The sequence below is a fragment of the Streptococcus mitis genome, from assembly GCF_019929545.1.
GTDB classification, from domain to species: Bacteria; Bacillota; Bacilli; order Lactobacillales; family Streptococcaceae; genus Streptococcus; species Streptococcus mitis_BU.
The window spans coordinates 1-25,209 of sequence record NZ_JAHZPT010000006.1; the positions used below are offsets into that span (position 1 = coordinate 1).

Annotated in this window: 24 protein-coding genes, 1 tRNA gene and 2 pseudogenes; 21 read left to right on the forward strand and 6 right to left on the reverse strand. The window is 40.1% G+C overall.

What is annotated here, in order from left to right:
• Window positions 1-84 precede the first annotated feature (84 nt).
• Both yidC and K1I71_RS03015 read right to left on the reverse strand, forming a co-directional pair.
• Window positions 85-1,011 (reverse strand): membrane protein insertase YidC, encoded by a 927-nt coding sequence (yidC, locus tag K1I71_RS03010; RefSeq protein WP_223330231.1) that lies wholly within the window; start codon window positions 1,009-1,011, stop codon window positions 85-87.
• Window positions 1,012-1,089: 78 nt separating this feature from the next.
• On the reverse strand, window positions 1,090-1,368 hold the full coding sequence (locus K1I71_RS03015) for an acylphosphatase (RefSeq protein ID WP_001174616.1): 279 nt from the start codon (window positions 1,366-1,368) through the stop codon (window positions 1,090-1,092).
• Window positions 1,369-1,401: 33 nt separating this feature from the next.
• On the opposite strand from K1I71_RS03015, the gene K1I71_RS03020 reads away from it, so the two are divergent.
• From K1I71_RS03020 to K1I71_RS03070, 11 genes are all read left to right on the forward strand, one after another.
• A complete protein-coding gene (locus tag K1I71_RS03020; protein WP_223330191.1) occupies window positions 1,402-2,142 on the forward strand; it encodes a TrmH family RNA methyltransferase in 741 nt (246 codons plus the stop codon).
• 54 nt (window positions 2,143-2,196) lie between these two features.
• Window positions 2,197-2,880, forward strand: a complete 684-nt coding sequence (locus tag K1I71_RS03025) for a Bax inhibitor-1/YccA family protein (RefSeq protein WP_223330192.1) — start codon at window positions 2,197-2,199, stop codon at window positions 2,878-2,880.
• 111 nt (window positions 2,881-2,991) lie between these two features.
• Window positions 2,992-3,984, forward strand: a complete 993-nt coding sequence (asnA, locus tag K1I71_RS03030) for an aspartate--ammonia ligase (protein ID WP_000748005.1) — start codon at window positions 2,992-2,994, stop codon at window positions 3,982-3,984.
• 64 nt (window positions 3,985-4,048) lie between these two features.
• Window positions 4,049-4,588 carry a 16S rRNA (guanine(966)-N(2))-methyltransferase RsmD gene (rsmD, locus tag K1I71_RS03035; RefSeq protein WP_223330193.1) on the forward strand — a complete coding sequence of 180 codons (540 nt, stop codon included), beginning with the start codon at window positions 4,049-4,051 and terminating at the stop codon, window positions 4,586-4,588.
• Entirely contained in the window at window positions 4,578-5,066 is a 489-nt protein-coding gene (gene coaD / locus K1I71_RS03040) for a pantetheine-phosphate adenylyltransferase (protein ID WP_223330194.1), read from the forward strand. Before rsmD ends, coaD begins: the two co-directional genes overlap by 11 nt.
• The gene (locus tag K1I71_RS03045; protein ID WP_077804676.1) at window positions 5,050-6,087 is read left to right on the forward strand and encodes a SepM family pheromone-processing serine protease; all 1,038 of its coding nucleotides are present in this window, start codon (window positions 5,050-5,052) and stop codon (window positions 6,085-6,087) included. Before coaD ends, K1I71_RS03045 begins: the two co-directional genes overlap by 17 nt.
• Window positions 6,088-6,143: 56 nt before the next feature.
• Window positions 6,144-6,374, forward strand: a complete 231-nt coding sequence (locus K1I71_RS03050; RefSeq protein WP_223330195.1) for a DUF1146 family protein — start codon at window positions 6,144-6,146, stop codon at window positions 6,372-6,374.
• A gap of 23 nt (window positions 6,375-6,397) precedes the next feature.
• Window positions 6,398-7,681 carry a UDP-N-acetylglucosamine 1-carboxyvinyltransferase gene (murA, locus tag K1I71_RS03055; protein ID WP_033683060.1) on the forward strand — a complete coding sequence of 428 codons (1,284 nt, stop codon included), beginning with the start codon at window positions 6,398-6,400 and terminating at the stop codon, window positions 7,679-7,681.
• The gene (locus K1I71_RS03060) at window positions 7,674-7,862 is read left to right on the forward strand and encodes a DNA-directed RNA polymerase subunit beta (protein ID WP_004241151.1); all 189 of its coding nucleotides are present in this window, start codon (window positions 7,674-7,676) and stop codon (window positions 7,860-7,862) included. The genes murA and K1I71_RS03060 overlap by 8 nt, the downstream gene beginning before the upstream one ends.
• Window positions 7,863-7,900: 38 nt before the next feature.
• Entirely contained in the window at window positions 7,901-8,725 is an 825-nt protein-coding gene (gene endA / locus K1I71_RS03065) for a DNA-entry nuclease EndA (protein ID WP_084928171.1), read from the forward strand.
• A gap of 266 nt (window positions 8,726-8,991) precedes the next feature.
• Window positions 8,992-10,323, forward strand: a complete 1,332-nt coding sequence (locus K1I71_RS03070) for a hemolysin family protein (RefSeq protein WP_045605529.1) — start codon at window positions 8,992-8,994, stop codon at window positions 10,321-10,323.
• 198 nt (window positions 10,324-10,521) lie between these two features.
• Here K1I71_RS03070 and K1I71_RS03075 read toward each other — a convergent pair.
• Window positions 10,522-10,592: transfer RNA gene (locus tag K1I71_RS03075), tRNA-Cys, on the reverse strand.
• A 161-nt stretch (window positions 10,593-10,753) separates the two neighbouring features.
• Here K1I71_RS03075 and K1I71_RS03080 point away from each other — a divergent pair.
• The 5 genes from K1I71_RS03080 to K1I71_RS03100 all read left to right on the forward strand — a co-directional run bounded on the left by K1I71_RS03080 (window position 10,754) and on the right by K1I71_RS03100 (window position 17,244).
• Window positions 10,754-12,742: a peptide ABC transporter substrate-binding protein gene (locus K1I71_RS03080; protein WP_000749582.1), complete on the forward strand. Its 1,989-nt coding sequence runs from the start codon at window positions 10,754-10,756 to the stop codon at window positions 12,740-12,742.
• A gap of 66 nt (window positions 12,743-12,808) precedes the next feature.
• Window positions 12,809-14,305 carry an ABC transporter permease gene (locus K1I71_RS03085; RefSeq protein WP_223330196.1) on the forward strand — a complete coding sequence of 499 codons (1,497 nt, stop codon included), beginning with the start codon at window positions 12,809-12,811 and terminating at the stop codon, window positions 14,303-14,305.
• On the forward strand, window positions 14,305-15,231 hold the full coding sequence (gene oppC / locus K1I71_RS03090) for an oligopeptide ABC transporter permease OppC (RefSeq protein ID WP_000103691.1): 927 nt from the start codon (window positions 14,305-14,307) through the stop codon (window positions 15,229-15,231). The genes K1I71_RS03085 and oppC overlap by 1 nt, the downstream gene beginning before the upstream one ends.
• A gap of 8 nt (window positions 15,232-15,239) precedes the next feature.
• Window positions 15,240-16,307 carry an ABC transporter ATP-binding protein gene (locus K1I71_RS03095; protein WP_000159550.1) on the forward strand — a complete coding sequence of 356 codons (1,068 nt, stop codon included), beginning with the start codon at window positions 15,240-15,242 and terminating at the stop codon, window positions 16,305-16,307.
• A gap of 10 nt (window positions 16,308-16,317) precedes the next feature.
• Complete coding sequence (locus K1I71_RS03100; RefSeq protein WP_001291285.1) at window positions 16,318-17,244, forward strand: ATP-binding cassette domain-containing protein; 927 nt, start codon at window positions 16,318-16,320, stop codon at window positions 17,242-17,244.
• A gap of 402 nt (window positions 17,245-17,646) precedes the next feature.
• Here the strand turns inward: K1I71_RS03100 and K1I71_RS03105 are convergent.
• Together K1I71_RS03105 and K1I71_RS03110 are read right to left on the reverse strand one after the other, a co-directional pair.
• Window positions 17,647-18,526: pseudogene (locus tag K1I71_RS03105) on the reverse strand (LysR family transcriptional regulator).
• A 127-nt stretch (window positions 18,527-18,653) separates the two neighbouring features.
• A complete protein-coding gene (locus tag K1I71_RS03110; RefSeq protein ID WP_223330197.1) occupies window positions 18,654-19,004 on the reverse strand; it encodes a helix-turn-helix domain-containing protein in 351 nt (116 codons plus the stop codon).
• Between the two features lie 273 nt (window positions 19,005-19,277).
• On the opposite strand from K1I71_RS03110, the gene K1I71_RS03115 reads away from it, so the two are divergent.
• From K1I71_RS03115 to K1I71_RS03135, 5 genes and pseudogenes are all read left to right on the forward strand, one after another.
• Window positions 19,278-20,903: a malolactic enzyme gene (locus tag K1I71_RS03115; RefSeq protein WP_223330198.1), complete on the forward strand. Its 1,626-nt coding sequence runs from the start codon at window positions 19,278-19,280 to the stop codon at window positions 20,901-20,903.
• Window positions 20,904-21,105: 202 nt separating this feature from the next.
• A pseudogene (locus K1I71_RS03120) lies at window positions 21,106-21,225 on the forward strand (IS630 family transposase); the annotation flags it as partial.
• 382 nt (window positions 21,226-21,607) lie between these two features.
• Window positions 21,608-22,585, forward strand: coding sequence for an ABC transporter substrate-binding protein (locus tag K1I71_RS03125; RefSeq protein ID WP_223330199.1), 978 nt, complete (start codon window positions 21,608-21,610; stop codon window positions 22,583-22,585).
• Window positions 22,586-22,596: 11 nt separating this feature from the next.
• Entirely contained in the window at window positions 22,597-23,490 is an 894-nt protein-coding gene (locus K1I71_RS03130; RefSeq protein ID WP_153210453.1) for an ABC transporter permease, read from the forward strand.
• A gap of 12 nt (window positions 23,491-23,502) precedes the next feature.
• On the forward strand, window positions 23,503-24,306 hold the full coding sequence (locus K1I71_RS03135; protein WP_084887499.1) for an ABC transporter ATP-binding protein: 804 nt from the start codon (window positions 23,503-23,505) through the stop codon (window positions 24,304-24,306).
• Window positions 24,307-24,338: 32 nt separating this feature from the next.
• On the opposite strand, the gene treR is transcribed toward K1I71_RS03135, so the two are convergent.
• Window positions 24,339-25,049: a trehalose operon repressor gene (gene treR, locus K1I71_RS03140; RefSeq protein WP_119942367.1), complete on the reverse strand. Its 711-nt coding sequence runs from the start codon at window positions 25,047-25,049 to the stop codon at window positions 24,339-24,341.
• Between the last annotated feature and the right edge of the window lie 160 nt (window positions 25,050-25,209).

Genomic DNA, 25,209 nt, shown 5'->3' on the forward strand with positions numbered 1-25,209 from the left:
TATCAAAAAAGAAAGGACGAAATGTGTCCTTTCTCGATCTTAGCTTTTCTTCAACCCACTACAGTTGACAAAGAGCCTTTCTTCTTATCTCGAACGTTGTTTTCCAGCGTTGCGATTTTTGTGTTTTTTCTTGCTTGTGATAGCAGTTGGTTGTTCAGGAGTAACGTCTTTTCGTCCACTTGGTGTAGAGAAAGCACTTGCTTTTGGTGGGTTCTTGGCTAGTTCTTCACGGACTTTTTTGCGAAGTTTTGGACGAACAATATAGTTGACGATAAACTGTTGGAGAATCATCATGAAACCACCGACAACCCAGTAAAGTGTGACACTAGCTGGTGAGAAGAGGGAGAAGACGACGATCATGAGTGGGCTCATGTAAATCATTTTCTTGATTTGTTCTCTTTGCATTTCATCTTCTACTCCGTGAAGTGAAAGGAGCGATTGAAGATAGTAAAGAATACCAGCGAAGGCAACCAAAATCATACTTGGAGAACCTAGAGGAATTCCTAGGTAGCTTGCTTGAGCAACACCTTCAGTATGTTGGGCAGCAAAGTAAATTGCAGAGAAGAAAGGCATTTGAAGGAGGATAGGGAAACATCCTACACCACCAAACATGCTGATGCCGTGCTCTTTTTGAGCAGCAAAGAGAGCTTGTTGGGCTTCGAGTTTTTCTTCTTGGGTAGTTGCTTCTTTGAGACGCGTTTGGTGTGGCTCAAGGACGTGCTTGAGGGCGTTCATCTTTTCAGAGTGAAGCGTTGCCTTCCATGATTGGTAGATACCAAGAGGCAAGATAATCAAGCGCACGATAATGGTTACGATGATGATAGCAACACCAAAACCAAGTCCCTTGTCATTGGCGAAGTACTTGATAGCTTCAGCCATAGGCGCTCCGATAGTATTCCAAACCAATCCTGTTGGCTGGCCTGTTGCCTTATCGACATTGACACAGCCAGTTAAGACTAGCAACATAGCCACTCCCATAGCTGAGAGGGCAAAACGTTTAATAGCTTTCAATTTGTTCATTCCTTCTTTTAAAAATAATACCTTTCTATTCTACTGTTTTTTTACAAAATATACAATAGTTCTAGAGACCTAATTTGCGATTTTAAAGTCAGGGTAGGGAGGAAAGTTGCTTAGTTTGACATCTAAGTAGCTGACTTTTGAAAAAGGTGTGGGTCCTTTGCGGATTTCTTGGATAAATTTTGCCATGGTAGCAGATGAGTCTGCTTGGGCTAATATTTCCACTGTGCCATCGTCGTTATTCCATACCCGACCTGTGATGCCACCAATTTCAAGTGCCAAGCTGTAAACACCCCAACGAAAGCCGACTCCCTGTACCCTACCTTGGGCAATCATTCTAACCTTTTGCATACCAAACCCCTTTGATTGTGTTATAATATTTCTATGACTATTATAACCTCAAAAGCCAATTCTGTGGTAAAAAATGCCAAGAAATTACACCAAAAAAAATACCGCAAGTCTGCCTATTTGATTGAAGGCTGGCACTTGTTTGAAGAAGCTATCCAAGCTGGAGTGACGATTGAGAAAATCTTTGCCCTAGAAAATTACCGAGATCAGTTAGCTGCTTTTCCGCAAACTGTCTGGGTGTCAGAGGATATTTTGCTAGATTTGGCGGATTCTCAGACTCCACAGGGCATTGTTGCGGTGGTTCAAAAAGAAGAAGTAGAACAAGTTGATTTGAATCAGGGCAAGTTCTTGTTTTTGGAAGATGTGCAAGATCCTGGTAATGTAGGAACCATCATTCGAACTGCGGATGCAGCAGGCTTTACTGGAGTAATTGTTTCAGATAAATCGGCAGATATCTACAGTCTCAAGACCTTACGTTCGATGCAAGGCAGTCATTTTCATCTGCCTATTTACCGGATGTCGAGTCAAGCGCTTCTTAAGGAAACCAAAGAGGTTGCTATCCCAGTGCTGGCAACAACCCTATCTAAAGATTCTGTTGATTACAGAGAACTGGTTCCTATAGAAAATTTTGTACTAGTTATGGGGAATGAGGGTCAAGGAATTAGTCCCCTTATGGCTGAAAGTGCAGACCAGTTGGTTCACATTAGCATGAAGGGTAAGGCAGAGAGTTTGAATGTTGCCGTTGCAGCCGGTATTTTAATTTTCCATTTAAGCTAATTTTAACTTTCTTTGTTATAATCAAGGAAAGACATTCATAGAAAAGGAGAAAAGATGAATCACACTATTATTCATGACCGCGCAGGTCTTAATCAATTTTACGCTAAGGTTTATGCCTTTGTTGGTCTGGGAATCGGACTATCCGCTTTAGTATCAGGTCTTATGTTGACGGTCTTTCAATCTCAGTTGGTTTACTTTTTGATGCAGGGACGTCTCTGGTTGACCATTGCTACTTTTGCGGAGTTGGCCTTGGTTTTCGTTGCTAGTAACATGGCCTTAAAGAATAGTCCAGCGGCTCTTCCAGTATTTTTGCTTTACTCCGTTTTAAACGGCTTTACCCTCAGTTTTGTGGTGGCCTTCTATACTCCAGGTACAGTTTTATCCGCCTTTGTGTCGAGCGCCCTTCTCTTCTTTGTCATGGCGGCAGTTGGTATGTTCACCAAGAAAGATTTGAGTGGCCTTGGTCGAGCGATGATGGCTGCTCTTATCGGTTTGCTGATTGCCATGGTAGTTAATATTTTCTTGGCTAGTAGTTTCTTTGATTATATGATCAGCGTAGCCATGGTCTTGGTCTTCTCTGGGCTGATTGCTTGGGACAACCAAAGGATTCGCCTTGCTTATGAGCAATCACAAGGTCGTGTAGCGACAGGTTGGGTTGTGTCAATGGCTCTCAGTATCTATCTTGATTTTATCAATCTCTTCCTAAGTATTTTACGTATCTTTGGTCGTAATGACTAAAAGGCCCCTAACATCAGTGTTCGAAGGAGCACTGATTTTTTTATATTTGCTCTTTTCTTTTCTTGGAAATAGGTGTATAATGCTTTTAATTAATTTTTTGAGGAGTAGTTTATGAAGAAAAGTTTTATTCATCAACAAGAAGAGATTTCCTTTGTCAAAAACACTTTTACCCAGTATTTGAAAGATAAGTTAGAAGTTGTCGAAGTTCAAGGTCCTATCTTGAGCAGGGTCGGCGACGGGATGCAGGATAATTTATCAGGTGTGGAGAATGCCGTATCGGTCAAGGTTCTCCAAATTCCTGATGCTACTTATGAAGTGGTGCACTCCCTTGCCAAATGGAAACGCCATACCTTGGCCCGTTTTGGTTTCGGTGAGGGAGAAGGTCTTTTTGTCCACATGAAGGCCCTTCGTCCAGACGAAGATTCGCTGGATGCGACCCACTCTGTTTATGTTGACCAGTGGGACTGGGAGAAAGTTATCCCAAATGGTAAACGCAATATCGCTTATCTAAAAGAAACAGTTGAGAAGATTTACAAGGCTATTCGCCTTACTGAGCTAGCTGTTGAAGCTCGCTATGACATCGAGTCTATCTTGCCAAAACAAATCACTTTTATCCACACAGAAGAGTTGGTAGAACGCTACCCAGACTTGACACCGAAAGAACGTGAAAATGCTATTTGTAAAGAATTTGGAGCAGTCTTCTTAATCGGTATCGGTGGTGAATTACCAGACGGTAAACCGCACGATGGACGTGCACCAGACTACGATGACTGGACAAGTGAGTCTGAAAATGGCTACAAGGGTCTAAATGGTGATATTCTTGTCTGGAATGAGTCTCTGGGTGGAGCCTTTGAGTTGTCTTCTATGGGGATTCGTGTAGATGAAGAAACCCTTCGCCGTCAGGTAGAAATCACAGGTGATGAAGACCGCTTGGAATTGGAATGGCACAAGGCTTTGTTGAATGGCTTATTCCCATTGACAATCGGTGGGGGAATTGGACAATCTCGTATGGCCATGTTCCTACTTCGCAAGAAACACATCGGAGAAGTGCAAACAAGTGTTTGGCCTCAAGAAGTCCGCGATACTTACGAAAATATTTTGTAGAGAATCGAACCGCAAGGTTCGGTTTTCTTTCTCTTTTCGTCCATAATTTGGTATAATAAACGGTATGAAAATCGTATCAGGAATCTATGGGGGACGTCCCCTCAAGACACTAGAAGGCAAGACGACAAGACCTACTTCGGATAAGGTTAGGGGAGCCATTTTTAACATGATTGGTCCCTACTTTGAAGGGGGGCGAGTCTTGGACCTTTATGCAGGTAGTGGTGGCTTATCTATCGAGGCAGTATCGCGAGGCATGTCCAGCGCTGTTTTGGTGGAGCGAGACCGTAAGGCTCAGACCATCGTGGCTGAAAATATTCAGATGACCAAGGAAGTTGGAAAATTTCAACTCCTCAAGATGGATGCAGAAAGGGCGTTGGAACAGGTATCTGGGGAATTTGATCTCATCTTCTTAGACCCTCCTTATGCCAAGGAACAAATCGTAGCAGATATTGAAAAAATGGCTGAGAGGGAGCTTTTTTCTAAAGATGTCATGGTCGTGTGTGAGACGGATAAGGCCGTTGAACTTCCAGAAGAAATTGCCTGCCTGGGCATCTGGAAGGAAAAGATTTATGGAATTAGTAAGGTGACAGTCTATGTCAGATAAGATTGGCTTATTCACAGGCTCATTTGATCCGATGACAAATGGGCATCTGGATATCATTGAACGGGCGAGCAAACTCTTTGATAAGCTCTATGTGGGTATTTTTTTTAATCCCCACAAACAAGGATTTCTTCCTATCGAAAATCGTAAACGAGGGCTAGAAACGGCTTTGGAACATTTGGGGAATGTTGAAGTCGTGTTTTCTCATGATGAATTGGTGGTTGATGTTGCAAAAAGACTGGGGGCTACTTTCCTAGTGCGAGGCTTGAGAAATGCGTCGGATTTGCAATATGAAGCCAGTTTTGATTACTACAACCATCAGCTGTCTCCTAATATAGAGACCATTTATTTACATAGTCGACCTGAACATCTCTATCTCAGTTCATCCGGTGTTAGAGAACTTTTGAAGTTTGGTCAGGATATTACCTGCTATGTTCCTGAGAGTATTTTGGAGGAAATAAAAAATGAAAAAAAAGATTAGATGGCCCTTATATGTCATTGCGGCCTTAATTGTGACTTTCTTGGCATTTGTAGTGCCCTTGCCCTACTATATAGAAGTTCCAGGTGGTTCGGAAGATATTCGCCAAGTCCTTAAAGTAAATGACACAGAAGATAAGGAAGCTGGTGCCTATCAATTCGTTACGGTTGGTGTCCAGCACGCTACTTTAGCCCATATGATTTATGCTTGGTTGACGCCTTTTACAGATATTCGTAGTGCTCAGGAGACTACAGGTGGATCTTCCGATATTGAATTTATGCGGATCAATCAATTCTACATGCAAACATCGCAAAATATGGCTAAGTATCAAGGGCTAAAAACAGCTGGTAAGGATATTGAACTAAAATATCTTGGGGTTTATGTTTTGACTGTGACGGATAATTCGACCTTTAAAGGGATTCTCAACATCTCTGATACGGTCACAGCAGTCAATGATCAAACCTTCGACAGTTCCAAAGACTTGATTGATTACGTCAATTCTCAAAAACTAGGGGACTCCGTCAAGGTAACTTATGAAGAGGATGGGCAAACCAAGTCTGCAGAAGGAAAAATCATTACTCTAGAAAATGGCAAAAATGGAATTGGAATCGGCTTGATTGACCGTACGGAAGTGACCAGTGATGTCCCAATTCGCTTTTCAACAGCCGGTATCGGTGGTCCAAGTGCAGGTCTCATGTTTAGTCTGGCCATCTATACCCAAATAGCTGACCCTGGTCTTAGAAATGGCCGTATCGTTGCCGGTACCGGAACTATTGACCGCGATGGGAATGTGGGGGACATTGGAGGTATTGATAAGAAAGTTGTTGCTTCGGCTAGAGAAGGTGCTGCTATTTTCTTTGCCCCAGATAACCCTGTTAGCGAAGAAGAACAAAAAGCGCATCCTGATGCGAAAAATAACTACCAAACAGCCCTAGAAGCGGCTAAAACAATCAAGACAGATATGAAAATTGTGCCAGTTAAAACCCTACAAGATGCAATTGATTACTTGAAAAACAATCCCTAGTTTTAAGTTAAGTTTCCAAACTAGCGCACAAACAGAGAAGATGGTATAATAGTCAAATGGTTCAATTATTATTCACTCTAAGCAGTCACATGCTCTTTATTTATGTGAGTTTTTACCTTTTAAAGGATCTTGTTAGATGGGAAAAGGTTTTAAAAGTGACAACTGAGAATACAGGAAAAGTTCGTTTACTAGTGGCCTTTTTCAGCATTGTAATGGGCTACATCATGAGTTCTTTCTTTATCAGTCTGTATCAGTTGTGGCAAGAAGCGCTTAGAGAACTATTATAAAATCAAGAGTAAAGGAAATAAGTATGGAAAAAATTGTGGTTCAAGGTGGCGATAATCGTCTGGTAGGAAGTGTTACGATCGAAGGAGCAAAGAATGCAGTCTTACCCTTGTTGGCAGCGACTATTCTAGCAAGTGAAGGAAAGACCGTCTTGCAGAATGTTCCTATCTTGTCAGATGTGTTCACTATGAATCAGGTGGTTCGTGGTTTGAATGCCAAGGTTGATTTTAATGAAGAAGCCCATCTTGTTGAGGTGGACGCGACTGGCGATATCACTGAGGAAGCTCCTTACAAGTATGTCAGCAAGATGCGTGCATCTATCGTTGTCTTGGGACCAATTCTTGCCCGTGTAGGTCATGCCAAGGTATCCATGCCAGGTGGTTGTACGATTGGTAGCCGCCCTATTGATCTGCATTTGAAAGGTCTAGAAGCTATGGGGGCTAAGATTAGTCAGACGGCTGGTTATATCGAAGCCAAGGCGGATCGCTTACATGGAGCTCATATCTACATGGACTTCCCAAGTGTTGGTGCAACGCAGAACTTGATGATGGCAGCGACCCTAGCTGATGGGGTGACAGTGATTGAAAATGCTGCGCGTGAGCCTGAGATTGTTGACCTAGCCATTCTCCTTAATGAAATGGGAGCTAAGGTTAAGGGTGCTGGTACAGAGACCATTACCATTACCGGTGTTGAGAAACTTCATGGTACGACTCACAATGTAGTCCAAGACCGTATCGAAGCAGGAACTTTTATGGTAGCTGCTGCTATGACTGGTGGTGATGTCTTGATTCGAGACGCTGTCTGGGAGCATAACCGTCCCTTGATTGCCAAGTTGCTTGAAATGGGAGTGGAAGTGACAGAGGAGACTGAAGGGATTCGAGTTCGCTCTCAACTAGAAAATCTAAAAGCTGTTCATGTGAAAACCTTGCCTCACCCAGGATTTCCAACAGATATGCAGGCTCAATTTACAGCCTTGATGACCGTCGCAAAAGGGGAGTCAACTATGGTGGAGACAGTTTTCGAAAATCGTTTCCAACATCTAGAAGAAATGCGTCGCATGGGCTTGCACTCTGAGATTATCCGTGATACAGCTCGTATTGTTGGTGGTCAACCTTTGCAGGGGGCAGAAGTTCTTTCAACTGACCTTCGTGCCAGCGCAGCCTTGATTTTGACAGGTTTGGTAGCACAAGGAGAAACTGTAGTTGGTAAATTGGTTCACTTGGATAGAGGTTACTACCGTTTCCATGAGAAGTTGGCGCAGCTAGGTGCTAAGATTCAGCGGATTGAGGCAAGTGATGAAGATGAATAAGAAATCAAGCTACGTAATCAAGCGTTTACTTCTAGTCATTTTGGTACTGTTTTTGGGTGCTCTAGCCCTAGGAATCGGTTTAATGGTAGGTTATGGAATCTTGGGCAAGGGTCAAGATCCATGGGCTATCCTGTCTCCAGCAAAATGGCAGGAATTGATTCATAAATTTACAGGAAATTAGACTGGAGAACCAGTCTTTTTCTAGAGATAAGGAGAAAAATGGATAAAAAAACAAGACAGACACTGATCGGACTGCTAGTGTTATTGCTTTTATCTGCGGGAAGCTATTATATCAAGCAGATGCAATCGACACCAAATAGTCCCAAAACCAAGCTTAGTCAGAAAAAACAAGCGTCTGAAGCCCCTAGTCAAGAATTGGCAGAGAGTGTCTTAACAGACGCAGTCAAGAGTCAAATAAAAGGGAGCCTGGAGTGGAATGGCTCAGGTGCTTTTATCGTCAATGGTAATAAAACAAATCTAGATGCCAAGGTTTCAAGTAAGCCTTACGCTGATAATAAAACAAAGACAGTGGGCAAGGAAACAGTGCCAACCGTAGCAAATGCCCTCTTGTCTAAGGCTACTCGTCAGTACAAGAATCGTGAAGAAACTGGGAATGGTTCGACTTCATGGACTCCTCCAGGCTGGCATCAGGTTAAGAATCTAAAGGGTACTTATACCCATGCGGTCGATAGAGGTCACTTGTTAGGCTATGCCTTAATCGGTGGCTTGGATGGTTTTGATGCCTCGACAAGCAATCCTAAAAACATTGCTGTTCAAACAGCCTGGGCAAATCAGGCGCAAGCCGAGGATTCGACTGGTCAAAACTACTATGAAAGCATGGTACGTAAGGCCTTGGATAAAAACAAGCGTGTCCGTTACCGTGTAACCCTTTACTACGCTTCAAACGAAGATTTAGTTCCTTCAGCTTCACAGATTGAAGCCAAGTCTTCAGACGGAGAATTGGAATTCAATGTTCTAGTTCCCAATGTTCAAAAGGGACTTCAACTGGATTACCGAACTGGAGAAGTAACGGTTACTCAGTAAAATACAAAATAAACTCCTATGTCACTTGTGGATATAGGAGTTCTTTTTTACTAGTTTAAGCAGGGCTACAATAGATACTGTTACTCAATGAAAATCAAAGTGCAAACTAGGAAGCTAGCCGCAGGTTGCTCAAAGCACAGCTTTGAGGTTGCAGATAAAGCTGACGTGGTTTGAAGAGATTTTCGAAGAGTATGAGAAAAATAATATGTACTGGACTATATTTTGTGATATAATAAAGGATAAGATACTATTTTAGGAGAAGAACTATGGAAGACCCAAGTAGTCAGAATTTGTTGCTACAATTTGTTTTATTGTTTATCTTGACAGTGTTAAATGCTTTTTTCTCAGCCACAGAAATGGCCATGGTTTCACTTAACCGTGCGCGTGTTGAACAAAAGGCAGAAGAAGGAGATAGACGCTATATCCGTCTGCTGAAGGTACTAGAAAATCCTAATCACTTTTTATCAACCATTCAAGTAGGGATTACCCTGATTACGATCTTATCAGGGGCGAGTTTGGCAGAAACTCTGGGACGAGAAATTGCATCCTGGCTTGGAAATGGCGAAACAGCTTATGCCGTTGCAAGTTTTCTGTCTTTAGCATTTTTGACTTATATTTCCATCGTTTTTGGGGAATTGTATCCTAAGAGAATCGCTCTTAATCTAAAGGATGCCTTGGCGATTCGTACAGCTCCAGTTATTATTGGATTGGGGAAACTAGTTAGTCCCTTTGTTTGGCTCTTGTCTGCATCTACCAATCTCTTGAGTCGCTTGACTCCTATGACCTTTGACGATGCTGATGAAAAAATGACCCGTGATGAAATTGAGTACATGCTGACCAATAGTGAAGAAACACTAGATGCTGACGAAATTGAAATGTTACAAGGAATCTTTTCACTGGACGAATTAATGGCCAGAGAAGTCATGGTTCCTCGAACGGATGCCTTTATGGTCGATATTCAGGATGATAGTCAAACCATCATCCAAAGTATTTTAAAACAAAATTATTCTCGTATCCCTGTCTATGATGGGGATAAGGACAATGTGATTGGGATTATTCACACCAAGAGTCTCCTTAATGCGGGCTTTGTGGACGGTTTTGACAATATTGTTTGGAAGAGAATCTTACAAGATCCACTTTTTGTTCCTGAAACTATTTTTGTGGATGACTTGTTAAAAGAATTGCGCAATACCCAAAGACAAATGGCAATCTTGCTAGATGAATACGGTGGGATGGCTGGTTTGGTGACCCTAGAAGACCTCTTAGAAGAAATCGTTGGGGAAATCGATGACGAAACAGATAAGGCTGAAATCGAAGTTCATAAAATTGGAGAAGATACTTATATCGTTCAAGGTACCATGAATCTCAATGATTTTAATGACTACTTTGATGTTGAACTGGAAAGTGATGACGTTGATACCATTGCTGGTTACTATTTGACAGGAGTGGGGACCATTCCAACGACTGAAAAACTCAGCTATGAGTTGGTAAGCCAAAACAAACAGCTTATCCTAACCAATGATAAAGTGAAAAATGGACGTGTTACCAAGGTAAAAGTCCAAATTACCGAAGTTGAAATAGAAGAAGAAACAGAGTAAACTAGAGGCTTTTGTCACCAGGCGTGACGAAGCTTTTTTCAGTTGATTTCAAAAGGGAATTGTGTCCTCGAAAAACTCAGCCCCAACCTAGTCCCAAAAGTTTTTTTAAGGTTATACGTATTTATTCGAGGAAAAAAGAAAAAAGCCCTTTAAATTGGGCTTTCTGTTTAAATGAAACCTGATAAATCAAGTTATAGAAGGCGGTAGACGGATTTGAACCGACGATCAAGCTTTTGCAGAGCCGTGCCTTACCACTTGGCTATACCGCCTTAACGTTTATTATTATACCTTGAAAATGATTTTCAGTCAATAGCTTTTTCAGATTTTTTGTATCAATAAGCCTAAATATTCTGAAAATTCGTTTACTTTTCTTGAAATCTATGATATAATTGATGATAACCTATACTTTATTTATAAGAGGAGTAAATAAATGAAAAAAAGTCAAGTGCTTGCTGTAGCGGGAGCTACCTTATTAGCGTCAGGAGTTCTAGCTGCGTGTTCAAACACTAGTTCAAATAATGCTAAACTAGCAAAAGATTACCAATATGTTTATCAAACAGATCCAGAAACCTTGGATTATATCGTCAGCAATATCGATTCTACATCATTCGTCACAACAAATGCTGTAGATGGTTTGTTGGCTAATGATAAATATGGTAACCTGGTTCCTTCTATTGCTGAATCATGGACAGTTTCAAAAGATGGTTTGACTTATACCTATAAAATCCGTAAGGATGCTAAATGGGTGACAGCAGAGGGAGAAGAATACGCTCCTGTAACTGCTAAAGACTTCGTTACTGGTTTGAAACACGCCGTAGATGGAAAATCAAAAGGACTTTCAATCGTTAGCTCTTCTATTAAGGGATTAGAAGCCTATATCAAGGGTGAAACAAGCGATTTTTCAACCGTTGGAGTAAAAGCGCTTGATGATCAAACACTAGAATATACCTTGAACCAGCCAGAAACTTTCTGGAATGACAAGACCACTAGTGGTGTTTTGATGCCGGTTAATGAAGAATTCTTAACTTCAAAAGGGGAAGGTTTTGGTGCCCCAACAGATGCTAACTCTATTCTTTATAACGGTCCATTTGTCTTAAAATCTGTAACTCCAAAATCATCTATCGAGATGGCTAAAAATGATGCTTACTGGGACAAAGAAAATGTAAAAATTGAGAACGTTAAGTTCACTTTCTGGGATGGTAAGGACCAAGATGTGATTGCCAAAGGTTTTGCTGATGGTCAATATAGCAAGGCTCGTATTTTCCCTACAAGTTCTACATATGAAAAATATGCAGCTGACTTCAAAGATAACATTTACTTTAATGAACCAGGAGCGGGTGTTGCAACTGTCAGCTTGAACTATGGCCGTACAACCTATAACCACACTGCCAAAACAAGTGATGCCCAAAAGACATCTACTCAGAAAGCATTGCTAAACAAGGAATTCCGTCAAGCCTTGAACTTTGCGGTCGATCGCAATTCTTACTCAGCTCAAACAAATGGTACTGATGGAGCTGCAGTAGCCATCCGTAATACGTTTGCACCATATAATCTTCAAGTTGGTAAGAAAACATTTGGTGAATTGGTACAAGATAGCTTGGCTAAGACAAATTCTTCTACTTGGTCAAACGTGTCTCTAGCAGATTCTCAAAATGGACTTTACAATGAAGAAAAAGCGAAAGAAGTCTTTGCTAAAGCAAAATCAAGCCTACAAGCTGAAGGTGTTGAATTCCCAATCCACTTGGATGCCTTGGTTATCCAAGAATCAACAGCGGTTGTAAACCGTGTTCAATCATTGAAACAATCAATTGAAAAAGTATTGGGTTCAGATAATGTTGTTGTAGACTTACAACAAATGACTCAAGCGGAAGCTTTACCAATTTCATTTAGCGCTCCAACAGCTAAAGAGCAAGACTGGGATATCCATACCTTGCTAGGATGGAACCCTGACTATCAAGATCCTTCTACTTTCTTGGATCAATTCGTCCTTAAGGGAGGAAGCACTCGTCTTTACCTTGGTATTGACCAAAACACAGATGCATCAGTAGTAAGCAAACTTGGTTTAGCTGACTATGGAAAATTACTTGATGACGCAAACAGCGAAAACCAAGATGTTCAAAAACGTTATGAAAAATACGCGGTGGCACAAGCTTGGTTGACTGACAATGCTTTGACAATTCCAGTAATGGCTTCTCCTAAAGAAACAGCCGTTTCATATGTTTCAAAAGTTCTACCATTTAGCTCTTCATATTCTGTAGCCGGCCTTAAAGGTGAAAATTCAGGATACTTGAAGTACACTGAAGTTGGTGAAAAAGCAATCACCAAAGAAGAGTATGAAAAAGCTCGTGAAAAATGGTTGAAAGAAAAGACTGAGTCAAACGAGAAAGCTCAAAAAGAATTGGCAAGTCATGTGAAGTAAATAATTTTCAATAGAACTTTCTCTCCAGGAGGAGAAGGTTCTTTTGGGATTTTTAAAGGAAATGATATGAAAAAATATATTTTTATGCGTGTTTTGCGGTCCTTGGTTTCTATCTTCTTAGTAACAACCTTGACCTACACGATTATCTATACAATGGTTCCTCGAAAATTGATTTTCAAACAGGATACCAACTATAACAAGATTGCTACAACTGCTGATAAACGTGATAACTATGAGAATACTGTTTATGAGCGTATGGGCTATATCGAGTACTACGATACCAAAGAGTTGCAAGAAAAAGCTAGCCAGATGGATGCTTCTGTAACAGTTGAAGCCAATGACACCAACAAGGCTATCTATGAAAAATACATTAAACAAATCGGTCATGGTTGGACCCTGGGAGAATTTACTGAAAGTGGCCAATTCTACGCTACTCGTGAAATCCCAATTTTTGAACGTGTTTTTCACTTCTATGCTAACTTGATTGATATTGATCATACAAATAAAATTCAAGACCCTGAAAATCCAGACTTGAAGCGTTACCTTCGTTTTGAAAACGATCCAGCGATCGGATGGTCATTGGTTGGTTCAGGAACTAAACATAAATATCTCTTGTACTTCAACAGTCAGTTCCCATTTGTGCATCAAAACTTTGTGAACATTAATTTAGGTGACTCTTATCCAACCTATGCTAATAGCCCTGTTTTACAGGTTATTACTCAGGGACAAGGACAAACAAAAACATCTCAAGTTCAGTTCCCAACAGGTAAGAAAACTTCTTCTGTAAATATTTACTCAAGAACCTACAAATCACCTAGTCAGGCTGACTCTCGTGAAGTAGCCAACTACGGAAAAGATGACCCTTATACAGCTACGGAAAGCAATTACCAATATCCTTCTATGATTGCCAGCTCTGCTGTCGTTGGATTGATCGGTTTGGTGATTTCTTATGCGATTGCTGTGCCACTTGGTTCAGCTATGGCTCGCTTCAAGAACACTTGGATTGATAGCTTCTCAACAGGGGCTTTGACCTTCTTGATGGCTCTTCCAACAATTGCCTTGGTTTATATTATCCGTTTGGCTGGTTCTTCAATCGGCTTGCCAGATTCATTCCCTATCTTGGGTGCTGGAGATTGGCGTTCGTATGTTTTACCAGCAGTTATCCTTGGTTTGTTGGGTGCTCCTAGTACAGCTATTTGGATTCGTCGTTACATGATTGACTTGCAATCTCAAGATTTTGTTCGTTTTGCTCGTGCAAAAGGTTTATCTGAAAAAGAAATTTCAAACAAACACATCTTTAAAAATGCCATGGTTCCGCTGGTTTCAGGAATTCCTGGTGCTGTTATCGGGGTTATCGGTGGTGCAACCCTTACTGAAACAGTCTTCGCTTTCCCAGGTATGGGTAAAATGTTGATTGACTCTGTAAAAGCATCTAATAACTCTATGGTCGTTGGTCTTGTCTTCATCTTTACATGTATTTCTATCTTCTCACTTCTTTTGGGAGATATTTGGATGACTATTATTGACCCACGTATTAAATTGACTGAGAAAGGAGGCAAATAATGTCTACAATCGATAAAGAAAAATTTCAGTTTGTAAAACGTGACGATTTTGCCTCTGAAGCCATTGATGCGCCAGCTTATTCATACTGGGGTTCAGTGTTTAGACAATTTATGAAGAAAAAATCAACTGTAGTCATGTTGGGAATCTTGGTAGCTATCATTTTGATGAGTTTCATCTACCCAATGTTTTCTAAGTTTGATTTCAATGATGTCAGCAAGGTAAACGACTTTAGTGCTCGTTATATCAAGCCAAATGCTGAGCATTGGTTCGGTACAGACAGTAACGGTAAATCTCTTTTTGACGGTGTCTGGTTCGGAGCTCGTAACTCTATCCTCATTTCTGTGATTGCGACAGTAATTAACTTGGTTATCGGTGTTTTTGTCGGTGGTATTTGGGGAATTTCAAAATCAGTTGACCGCGTGATGATGGAAGTTTATAACGTCATCTCAAACATCCCATCTCTTTTGATTGTCATTGTCTTGACTTACTCAATCGGAGCTGGATTCTGGAATCTGATTTTTGCCATGAGTGTGACGACATGGATTGGGATTGCCTTCATGATCCGTGTGCAAATCTTGCGTTATCGTGACTTGGAATACAACTTGGCGTCACGTACTCTGGGAACACCAACCTTGAAGATTGTTGCCAAAAACATTATGCCACAATTGGTATCTGTTATTGTGACAACGATGACTCAAATGCTTCCAAGCTTTATCTCATACGAAGCCTTCTTGTCTTTCTTCGGTCTTGGATTGCCGATTACAGTGCCAAGTTTGGGTCGTTTGATTTCAGATTATTCACAAAACGTAACAACCAATGCTTACTTGTTCTGGATTCCATTGACAACTCTTGTCTTGGTATCCTTATCCCTTTTCGTAGTTGGTCAAAACTTAGCGGATGCTAGTGATCCACGTACACATAGATAGGAGTAGAAATGACAAAAGAAAAAAATGTAATTTTGACTGCTCGCGATATTGTCGTGGAATTTGACGTTCGTGACAAAGTATTGACAGCCATTCGCGGCGTTTCCCTTGAACTAGTTGAAGGAGAAGTGTTGGCCTTGGTAGGTGAGTCAGGATCAGGGAAATCTGTTTTGACAAAAACCTTCACAGGTATGCTCGAAGAAAATGGTCGTATTGCCCAAGGAAGTATTGACTACCGTGGTCAAGATTTGACAGCTTTATCTTCTCACAAGGATTGGGAACAAATTCGTGGTGCTAAGATTGCGACTATCTTCCAAGATCCAATGACTAGTTTGGACCCAATTAAAACAATTGGTAGTCAGATTACAGAAGTTATTGTAAAACACCAAGGAAAAACAGCTAAAGAAGCGAAAGAATTGGCCATTGACTACATGAATAAGGTTGGGATTCCAGACGCAGATAGGCGTTTTGATGAATACCCATTCCAATATTCTGGAGGAATGCGTCAACGTATCGTTATTGCGATTGCCCTTGCCTGCCGACCTGATGTCTTGATCTGTGATGAGCCAACAACTGCCTTGGATGTGACCATCCAAGCTCAGATTATTGATTTGCTAAAATCTTTACAAAACGAGTACCATTTCACAACAATCTTTATCACCCACGACCTTGGTGTGGTGGCAAGTATTGCGGATAAGGTAGCGGTTATGTATGCAGGAGAAATCGTTGAGTATGGAACTGTTGAGGAAGTCTTCTATGACCCTCGCCATCCATATACATGGAGTCTCTTGTCTAGCTTGCCTCAGCTTGCTGATGATAAAGGGGATCTTTACTCAATCCCAGGAACACCTCCGTCACTTTATACTGACCTGAAAGGGGATGCCTTTGCTTTGCGTTCTGACTATGCAATGCAGATTGACTTCGAACAAAAAGCTCCTCAATTTTCAGTATCAGAGACACATTGGGCTAAAACTTGGCTTCTTCATGAGGATGCTCCAAAAGTAGAAAAACCAGCTGTGATTGCAAATCTCCATGATAAGATTCGTGAAAAAATGGGATTTGCCCATCTGGCTGACTAGGAGGAAGGAAATGTCTGAAAAATTAGTAGAAATCAAAGATTTAGAAATTTCCTTCGGTGAAGGAAGTAAGAAGTTTGTCGCAGTTAAAAATGCTAACTTCTTTATCAACAAGGGAGAAACTTTCTCGCTTGTAGGTGAGTCAGGTAGTGGGAAAACAACTATTGGTCGTGCCATCATCGGTCTTAATGATACAAGTAATGGGGATATCATTTTTGATGGTCAAAAGATTAATGGTAAGAAATCGCGTGAACAAGCTGCGGAATTGATTCGTCGTATCCAGATGATTTTCCAAGACCCTGCAGCAAGTTTGAATGAACGTGCTACTGTTGATTATATTATTTCTGAAGGCCTTTACAATCATCATCTGTTCAAGGATGAAGAAGAACGTAAAGAGAAAGTTCAAAATATTATCCGTGAAGTAGGTCTTCTTGCTGAGCACTTGACTCGTTACCCTCATGAATTCTCAGGTGGTCAACGTCAACGTATCGGTATTGCCCGTGCCTTGGTTATGCAACCAGACTTTGTTATTGCGGATGAGCCCATTTCAGCCTTGGACGTTTCTGTTCGTGCTCAAGTCTTAAACTTGCTCAAAAAATTCCAAAAAGAACTTGGCTTGACCTATCTCTTTATCGCCCATGACTTGTCGGTTGTTCGTTTTATTTCAGATCGTATCGCGGTTATTTACAAGGGTGTTATTGTAGAGGTTGCAGAAACAGAAGAATTGTTTAACAATCCAATTCATCCATATACTCAGGCTTTGCTTTCAGCGGTACCTATCCCAGATCCAATCTTGGAACGCAAGAAGGTCTTGAAAGTATATGATCCAGATCAACATGATTATGAGACAGATAAGCCATCTATGGTAGAAATCCGTCCAGGTCACTATGTTTGGGCTAACCAAGCCGAATTGGCACGTTATCAACAAGGGTTAAACTAATAATGGTTTTATAATTTCCATGTCAACTTTTATGGAAATTATAAACCTTTTTTTGTTGGATTGATTTGGAAAAACTTTGAAAGAGTTTTCGAAAGAAATAGAATTCTTAGAAATCATTGAATTATAGTGAGATGAAATAAAATCTTAACAACTCGATTAGGAAAGTCAAATTAATTTCTAGAAAAGTTTTAGAAGTCGCGGCGTATTACTCTAGCTTCAATCTACTATAGTCTAATACTCTTCGAAAATCTCTTCAAACCACGTCAGCTCTATCTGCCACCTCAAAACAGTGTTTTGAGCAACCTGCGGCTAGCTTCCTAGTTTGCTTTTTGATTTTCATTGAGTCTAATATCTACAATGTAAAAAACTCTAGCTATCAGTTCATTGATAGTTAGAGTTTTTCTATTCATATGATTTAAGGAGTTTAAATAAGGCTTCTATTTCTGATGACGGTATAGCTGATTTAAGGTAAGCGTAATAAACTGTAAAAGTTATCTTATCCTTCGGTATAAGAGGGATTTTTATTAAATCATCATCTTCATCAGAAAGTGCGATATCAGCTAGTAAACTAAGGCCAATCCCTTTCTTTAAAAGTTCTTTAAGAATGACAATATCATCCGTCTTAAAGAATATTTCTGCCTTGTTTTGATGCTTTTGATTAAGCATTTCAAAAGCTTTTCAGGTGAACAAAGTGTTCGTCTAAGAGTATAAAGGATTGATCTACTAATTCTTCAAAAGCGAGGGAAGGAACAGTGGCAAAAGGATGGTTCTTAGATAAAACGACATACAGTTCTTTATGAAATAGCTCGTGTGACTCTATTGAAGGATAGTTGAGAGGTTCAATCAAACCGAGTAGGCTTGCATCAAGGTCTCCTTTGATGAGAAGGTTTAATAACTCCACGGAGCCACCGCGGATAGGGCGTATCTTTTTTAAAAAATCGAATTTATCTTTTTCGTTTAAGGCAGCAAAGAGATATTGAATGATAATAGGAGGGAATCCTACAGTAGAGTATTGTGCCAAGGAGCGATTAATTTCTTTGCGAGTAGAAATGACCTCAGGTAAAATCAGTTCTGTATGCTTTAGAAGGATTTGTCCTTGAGGAGTTAGCTTGAAGGAACGATGCGAGGGGTCATGGTGAATCAATTTGCAGTTAAAGTATTCCTCTAAGCGCTTGATAGCATAAGAAATAGATGGTTGGCTGACTTTATGTTGTTTTGCTACTTCCGTATAGGATTGAAGCTGGCAGAGGTCATAAAAATATTGTAGATCTTTTAAATTCATATGGGTTCACTTTCATTAGTTGGAGAAGGAAAATAAGTGGAAAACAGCAGATAAATAATTTTTATCCGTATCCTACAATTTGACTATACGAGTATTCACCAGTTAAAATGTAAGTGAGTCAGGGATCTCAAAGATTATCTAAGATACTCTCAAAAATGATCAACATTTTTTCTCGTTTATCAATAGGGAGCTGTTTAATCTTCATGTTGATTCTTTTGAGTGAAAGATTGTCACTCTTATCAGAGGTTGATTCAAGACTATCAAAATTGAAAAATTCCTCTGGGGTCATTTCTAGGGCGTCAATCACTGTTTCAAGACTGTGAATGGTCAGACTCACATTTTGGTTTTCAAGTTGATTGATATACTTAAGCCCGAGTCCTGCTTGTTCCGAAAGTTCTTCCTGGCTCATTTTATTCTGTGTTCGAAAATATTTCACTTTTTGGGAAATATATTGTTGTAAATAGTTTTTAGTTGTCATATAAATAGAATACAAGTTTTATATGACAAAAAAACACCTTAAAAAATACAAAGTATTACATAAGATACCTAGATGATATTTATTTTAATTAGGATTGTCAATTTGTATGATTGGTTTATTTTACTCGAAACTTTTAGTAAAGAGAGATCATCGAGAGTTTGATGAGTTCAGAAATTTATAACATATGCGTATACAATTGTATTATTTAAACAACAACGTTTTACGAACAATTCGTTTCATGTGGTATAATATAAGTAAAAAGGAGCTTGCACTATGACTGCACATGATATTTTAAACAATCCTTTCCTCAATAAAGGTACTGCCTTTACCTTAGAGGAGCGAAAGGAACTAGGCCTTATTGGTTTACTGCCACCGTATGTTCAAACGATTGAAGAACAAGCGGCGCAAACTTATGCACAAATGCAAACAAAAGCCAATGATTTGGAAAAACGTCTTTTCCTAATGGAAATTTTTAATACCAACAGGACTCTTTTCTATTACCTCTTTTCTCAACATTTGGGAGAATTCAATCCAATTGTATATGATCCAACCATTGCAGATACGATTGAAGGCTATAGTGATCTTTTTGTAGATCCCCAATATGCGGGATATCTTGATATTAATCATCCTGAAAATATTGAAGCTACTTTGAAAAACGCTGCCGGGGATCGCGAGATTCGTCTCATTGTTGTAACAGATGCAGAAGGAATCCTTGGAATTGGCGACTGGGGAACAAATGGTGTCGATATTTCTGTTGGGAAATTGATGGTCTATACAGGTGCTGCTGGAATCGATCCTTCGATGGTCCTTCCTTTAGTCATTGATGCAGGGACTAACCGTGAAGAACTTCGTAACAATCCTAATTACTTAGGAAATCGTCACGAACGGGTCCGCGGAGATCGTTACTACGACTTCATTGACCAATTTGTTCAAACAGCAGAACGTCTCTTTCCTAAACTCTACCTTCACTGGGAAGACTTCGGCCGCTTGAATGCTGCCAATATTCTTGAAAAATACCGGAAACAAATTCCGACCTTTAATGATGATATTCAAGGTACAGGAATCGTTACCTTGGGTGGTATCTTTGGTTCGCTGGATATTAGTGGTGAAAAATTAACAGATCAAGTTTATCTCTGCTATGGTGGTGGTACTGCGGGTGCAGGAATTGCCTCTCGTGTTCTTCGTGAAATGGTAAGTGAAGGTCTTTCTGAAGAAGAAGCTTATAAACGTTTCTTTATGGTTGATAAACAAGGTCTTCTCTTTGATGACATGGATGACTTGACACCAGAGCAAAAACCATTTGCTAAGAAACGTGCTGACTTTAGTAACGCAGATAAGTTGACTGACCTGCTTGAAGTAGTGAAGACTGTGAAGCCAACTATTCTTGTAGGAACTTCAACTCAGCCTAATACCTTCACTAAAGAAATAGTAGAAGCTATGTGTGAAAACACAGAACGTCCAATGATCTTCCCTTTGTCAAATCCAACTAAATTGGCAGAAGCTAGTGCCAAAGATTTGATTGAATGGTCAGATGGCAAAGCTTTTGTCGCAACAGGAATTCCTGCTGATACGGTTTCTTATAAAGGTGTAGACTATGTGATTGGTCAAGCAAATAATGCCCTGATTTACCCAGGTCTTGGTCTAGGTATGCTGGCTTCTGAAGCAAGTCTTTTGACTGATGAAATGATTGGAGCAGCGGCGCATTCATTGAGTGGTATTGTCAATCCAGGCCAACCAGGAGCTCCTGTCTTGCCACCATTCAAGTATGTAGCAGATGTTTCTATTAAAGTAGCAGAAGCAGTCGCTAAAAAAGCACAAGAGCAAGGTCTTGCACGCGCTAAGGAAACAGATATGGCCAAAGCAGTTCGTGATTTTAAGTGGTATCCAGAGTATAAATAATTCATTTCTGCTGCCTATCCTCGGGATACTTGGCTTATTTTGGATATGTTAGCAATCTACAGAGTTGATAACCGAAAAGTAAAGAGATTGTCGTATTGACTATTGGTTTTAAACAGTATAAAATAACTGTCGATTTTTTGTCCGACTGCCAAGAGTCAGTTTAATACTATACTAAAATCAAAACGCATTATATAATAGTGATATGAAATCAACCAAAGAAGAAATACAAGCCATCAAAACACTTTTAAAAAACTCTAGTACAACTGAATACCATAAAAGTCTTCAAATCGTTCTATTTTGTCTAATGGGCAAATCTTTGAAATTATCCTAAAAGAATTATGAAAGAATTTTCGAAAAATTTTAAAAAATTCTGAAATATTCTTGACAGGTGATGAAAAAGGTGGTAAGATAGGAAACATCAAAAAAGAAAGCAGAAAAAGAAATGAATAAGAGACAAGCTGTAACGATGAATCAAAACTTTTACTTTAGCTACTTTAGATAGTGTTTGTAGACATGTCACCATGGATGCAAACAGTTCAAGCAATTTGTTTGTATCTATGTGGCTAAGATTTTTGATTGTGGTCCATATAGATGAATATCTAAATGGACTAGCTAAGTTGTAACTTGTTAGATTATTTCAAGCATCCGTTTAGATAGTATCTAGGCGGTTTTTTGTTTTATCTTTTCTGAGAAGGAGTTTCATTATGAAAGTTGTTCGAAAATTACTAGCCCCCCTCTTGGTAGTGGGGATCCTCTTGACCTCTCTGATCAGTTTGCATCAGTTGAAGGCAGATAAGAAAAAAGATGTATTTCGTATCGGTATTTCACAATTTATTACCCACCAGTCTCTAGACGCTACCAGAGAAGGCTTTGTGGATGAGCTGGCCAAGCAAGGCTATGTTGAAGGGAAAAATATCGAGATTGATTTGCAAAATGCACAGGGAGAACAACGAAATCTTAAAACGATTTCCCAGCAACTAGCAGAATCTAGTGATGTTGTTCTAGCTATTGCAACGCCTTCTGCTCAGAGCTTGGCCAATACAACACAAACGACACCTGTTATCTTTTCAGCGGTAACAGATCCTGTCAGTTCCAAGTTGGTTGAGTCAAGAGAGCATCCTGGGGGCAATGTGACTGGGACAAGTGACCAGTCATCAGATGCCATTTCAACCCAAATCAATTTGATAAAGAAAGTGTTGCCAAAAGCTAAAACAATTGGAATTCTTTATACTCAGAGCGAGCCAAACTCAGTTGTCCAAAAGGATGAAGCTAAGCGTCTTCTGGAAGAAAAAGGCTTTACCGTTGTTGAAAAAACAATCTTGGACAGTAACAACGTCAAGGCGGCAGCAGAGAGTTTGATGGCAGAGGTGGATATGGTTTTTGTCCCAACGGATAATATCATTTCGTCAACCATGGAAACAGTTAAGCAGGTTTCTATTAAACACAAGGTTCCAGTATTCGGTGGTTCAACAGAAATGATTGCTGTTGGTGGCTTGTATAACTACGGAACCAATTATGAAGAATTAGGAAGACAGACAGCTCGCATGTTGATTCGTGTCTTAAAAGGTGAGAAGCCAGAAAATATAGCAGTTGAGTTGCCTGAAAAACTGGAATTGCATACCAATAAAGAAATGGCAGATGCATTGGGAATTGATATTAGTAAGTTAGAAAGCAAGGAATAAGGAGGTTTGAGATGAATTTTGTATTATCTAGTTTATCAGAAGGTTTGCTATGGTCGATTATGGCTATTGGGGTCTACTTGACTTTCCGTATTTTGGATATTGCAGATATGACTGCTGAAGGAGCCTTTCCTCTGGGGGCAGCAGTCGTTGTATCTCAGATACAGGCAGGGACAAATCCTTGGATTGCGACCTTACTTGCTTTGCTGGCAGGTATGGTAGCAGGTCTTGTATCAGGAATGCTTCACACCAAGATGAAAATCCCAGCTCTCTTGACAGGGATTGTGACCTTGACAGGGCTCTATTCCATCAATATTAAAATCATGGGAAGCGTGCCTAATCTTTCCTTGGGAGATTCTTCGACTGTCTTTAAACAATTGGCGAGCTTGGGGCTGTCAAATGAAGGAGCTGTTTTCTCACTCAGTTTAGCTTGTCTCTTACTTGTTTGTTTGGTCTTGACTCTTTTGATGAAAACAGAGATTGGCTTGGTCTTGCGTTCGACTGGGGACAATATTCCTATGAGTGAGGCCAATGGGGTCAATGTAGACACCATGAAGATTGTTGGTTACATGATTTCAAACGGTTTGATTGCCCTATGTGGTTCCTTGTTTGCCCAAAATGATGGATTTTCGGATGTAACTTCTGGGACAGGAACTATCGTTGTTGGTTTGAGTGCAGTGATTATTGCGGAAGTCTTGATACACGACTTGACCATTGGAGGCCGCTTATTATCCATAGGAATCGGTGCTATTGTATACCGTTTGATTATTTTAAATATCTATGAAATTCCAAATCTAGATCAAAACTTGGTTCGTCTCTTTAATGCAATCTTGCTCGCCTTAGTTTTATTTGCGCCAGAATTGCAAAAGAGATTAAAGATTCGTGGTCTGAAATTGAGAAATGAATAGGAGGAGAAAGTTATGGCAAGTTTGTTAACACTTGAAAATATTCACAAAACATTTGAAACAGGGACGGTCAATGAGAACCATGTCCTCAAAGGGTTAGATTTAGAGGTTGAAGAGGGAGATTTTATCTCTGTAATCGGTGGAAATGGAGCAGGGAAATCCACTTTGATGAATATCTTGGCTGGCAATCTATCTGTGGATGAAGGGGACCTTTTATTGGCAGGCAAATCCATTAAAAATCTGAGTGTCAGAAAGAGAGCCAAGGATATCGCCCGTGTTTTTCAAGATCCTAAGATGGGAACAGCTTCTCGTTTGACGATTGAGGAGAATATGGCTATTGCCTTGAGACGCGGGCAGAAGAGAGGTCTTGGTTGGGGCGTGAAGGAGAAGGATAGAATCCAGTTCCAAGAGGCCTTGAAGGAGTTGAATATTGGTCTTGAAAACCGCTTGAAAGTGGATACTCAATACCTCTCAGGAGGACAAAGACAGGCCTTGACCCTAGTCATGGCAGCTCTGGTGAAACCCAAACTTTTGCTTTTGGATGAACATACTGCGGCACTTGACCCGAAAACTAGTCAAATGGTGATGGATTTGACGCAAAAGATTGTGGAACACCATCAGTTGACGACTTTGATGATTACCCACGATATGAACCATGCGATTGAGTACGGAAATCGTCTCATTATGCTCTATCAAGGCAAGATAGTGGTAGATGTCAAAGGAGAAGAGAAAAAGCATCTGACGGTTGAAGATCTCATGCATCTCTTCCAGAAAAATAGTGGTCAAAGTCTGGTCAGTGATGAATTAGTTTTGGGATAAAGAAAAAGGCTGAGATCTGGTGTCTCAGTCTTTTATTTCTTACGCTTTGCAAAATCTACAAATCTGAATTTTTCTAATTTATGCCGACTTTCAGTAAACTGAAACTGGCGTCCGTCTTGAAGATAGACTTTTGATTTAATCGAAACGACATAAGGGTCTTTGCCAATGTCCATGAGAATCTTGTCTCGGTCATTTGAGTGGTCAATGGTTATTTCCTTTTGAGCATAATCAATAAGGAGTTTGAGGTCGTCCTCTATATAAGAATAGATGGACTGCTCAGCAATTTGCCGAGTGATATTTGGGATTAGTTCCATATCCAGATAGTCCGTATCCAGAACGGATACCAGATCATCCACCACACGCTGGCGAACCACCTTCCAAACCATACGAAATTCTGGGAAGCCAGTTATTAGTGAGGATTTTTTATCAATAATAATTTTGTCCAGACTGACCACGTTGGTTTTAGAGCGCAGTCCAAGTTCTTGAACTAGTTCTTGGTAGCTGGTTAGGTTGGATACAGGGAAATTGACAGTTTCTTCTTTGACGACTTGAGAACCTTGCCCTCTTATCTTTTTGATCAATCCTTCCTCTTGGAGGAGAGACAGGGCTTTTCGGACGGTATCACGGCTTACCTGATACTGGTTCATAAGGTCGTGCTCACTAGGAAGGAACTCTCCGACAGCGTAAGTCTCGTTTTGAATGGTTTCTTGGATTTGCTTAAATAATCGTTGGTATTTCTTCATTTTGCTTCCTTAAATGGCTTTTTAGTCTAGTTTAATGAACACCTGTATCTATTTTACCATACAAGTCCCAGAAAAATGACAAAAAAATTCTCTTTTTATGCCAAACAAGTTGCATACAAGTTTGGTATCGTTTACAATATACTTATCAAATCAAACTTGC

What these genes read in the sequence shown, in the direction of transcription:
- oppC (WP_000103691.1), top strand. Translation starts at nt 14,305, where the DNA reads ATGTCTACAATCGATAAAGAAAAATTTCAGTTTGTAAAACGTGACGAT.
- asnA (WP_000748005.1), top strand. Translation starts at nt 2,992, where the DNA reads ATGAAGAAAAGTTTTATTCATCAACAAGAAGAGATTTCCTTTGTCAAA.
- K1I71_RS03025 (WP_223330192.1), top strand. Translation starts at nt 2,197, where the DNA reads ATGAATCACACTATTATTCATGACCGCGCAGGTCTTAATCAATTTTAC.
- K1I71_RS03085 (WP_223330196.1), top strand. Translation starts at nt 12,809, where the DNA reads ATGAAAAAATATATTTTTATGCGTGTTTTGCGGTCCTTGGTTTCTATC.
- rsmD (WP_223330193.1), top strand. Translation starts at nt 4,049, where the DNA reads ATGAAAATCGTATCAGGAATCTATGGGGGACGTCCCCTCAAGACACTA.
- K1I71_RS03020 (WP_223330191.1), top strand. Translation starts at nt 1,402, where the DNA reads ATGACTATTATAACCTCAAAAGCCAATTCTGTGGTAAAAAATGCCAAG.
- murA (WP_033683060.1), top strand. Translation starts at nt 6,398, where the DNA reads ATGGAAAAAATTGTGGTTCAAGGTGGCGATAATCGTCTGGTAGGAAGT.
- K1I71_RS03015 (WP_001174616.1), bottom strand. Translation starts at nt 1,368, where the DNA reads ATGCAAAAGGTTAGAATGATTGCCCAAGGTAGGGTACAGGGAGTCGGC.
- K1I71_RS03135 (WP_084887499.1), top strand. Translation starts at nt 23,503, where the DNA reads ATGGCAAGTTTGTTAACACTTGAAAATATTCACAAAACATTTGAAACA.
- K1I71_RS03070 (WP_045605529.1), top strand. Translation starts at nt 8,992, where the DNA reads ATGGAAGACCCAAGTAGTCAGAATTTGTTGCTACAATTTGTTTTATTG.
- K1I71_RS03130 (WP_153210453.1), top strand. Translation starts at nt 22,597, where the DNA reads ATGAATTTTGTATTATCTAGTTTATCAGAAGGTTTGCTATGGTCGATT.
- K1I71_RS03125 (WP_223330199.1), top strand. Translation starts at nt 21,608, where the DNA reads ATGAAAGTTGTTCGAAAATTACTAGCCCCCCTCTTGGTAGTGGGGATC.
- treR (WP_119942367.1), bottom strand. Translation starts at nt 25,049, where the DNA reads ATGAAGAAATACCAACGATTATTTAAGCAAATCCAAGAAACCATTCAA.
- K1I71_RS03050 (WP_223330195.1), top strand. Translation starts at nt 6,144, where the DNA reads ATGGTTCAATTATTATTCACTCTAAGCAGTCACATGCTCTTTATTTAT.
- K1I71_RS03110 (WP_223330197.1), bottom strand. Translation starts at nt 19,004, where the DNA reads ATGACAACTAAAAACTATTTACAACAATATATTTCCCAAAAAGTGAAA.
- K1I71_RS03095 (WP_000159550.1), top strand. Translation starts at nt 15,240, where the DNA reads ATGACAAAAGAAAAAAATGTAATTTTGACTGCTCGCGATATTGTCGTG.
- coaD (WP_223330194.1), top strand. Translation starts at nt 4,578, where the DNA reads ATGTCAGATAAGATTGGCTTATTCACAGGCTCATTTGATCCGATGACA.
- K1I71_RS03115 (WP_223330198.1), top strand. Translation starts at nt 19,278, where the DNA reads ATGACTGCACATGATATTTTAAACAATCCTTTCCTCAATAAAGGTACT.
- K1I71_RS03080 (WP_000749582.1), top strand. Translation starts at nt 10,754, where the DNA reads ATGAAAAAAAGTCAAGTGCTTGCTGTAGCGGGAGCTACCTTATTAGCG.
- K1I71_RS03060 (WP_004241151.1), top strand. Translation starts at nt 7,674, where the DNA reads ATGAATAAGAAATCAAGCTACGTAATCAAGCGTTTACTTCTAGTCATT.
- K1I71_RS03045 (WP_077804676.1), top strand. Translation starts at nt 5,050, where the DNA reads ATGAAAAAAAAGATTAGATGGCCCTTATATGTCATTGCGGCCTTAATT.
- K1I71_RS03100 (WP_001291285.1), top strand. Translation starts at nt 16,318, where the DNA reads ATGTCTGAAAAATTAGTAGAAATCAAAGATTTAGAAATTTCCTTCGGT.
- endA (WP_084928171.1), top strand. Translation starts at nt 7,901, where the DNA reads ATGGATAAAAAAACAAGACAGACACTGATCGGACTGCTAGTGTTATTG.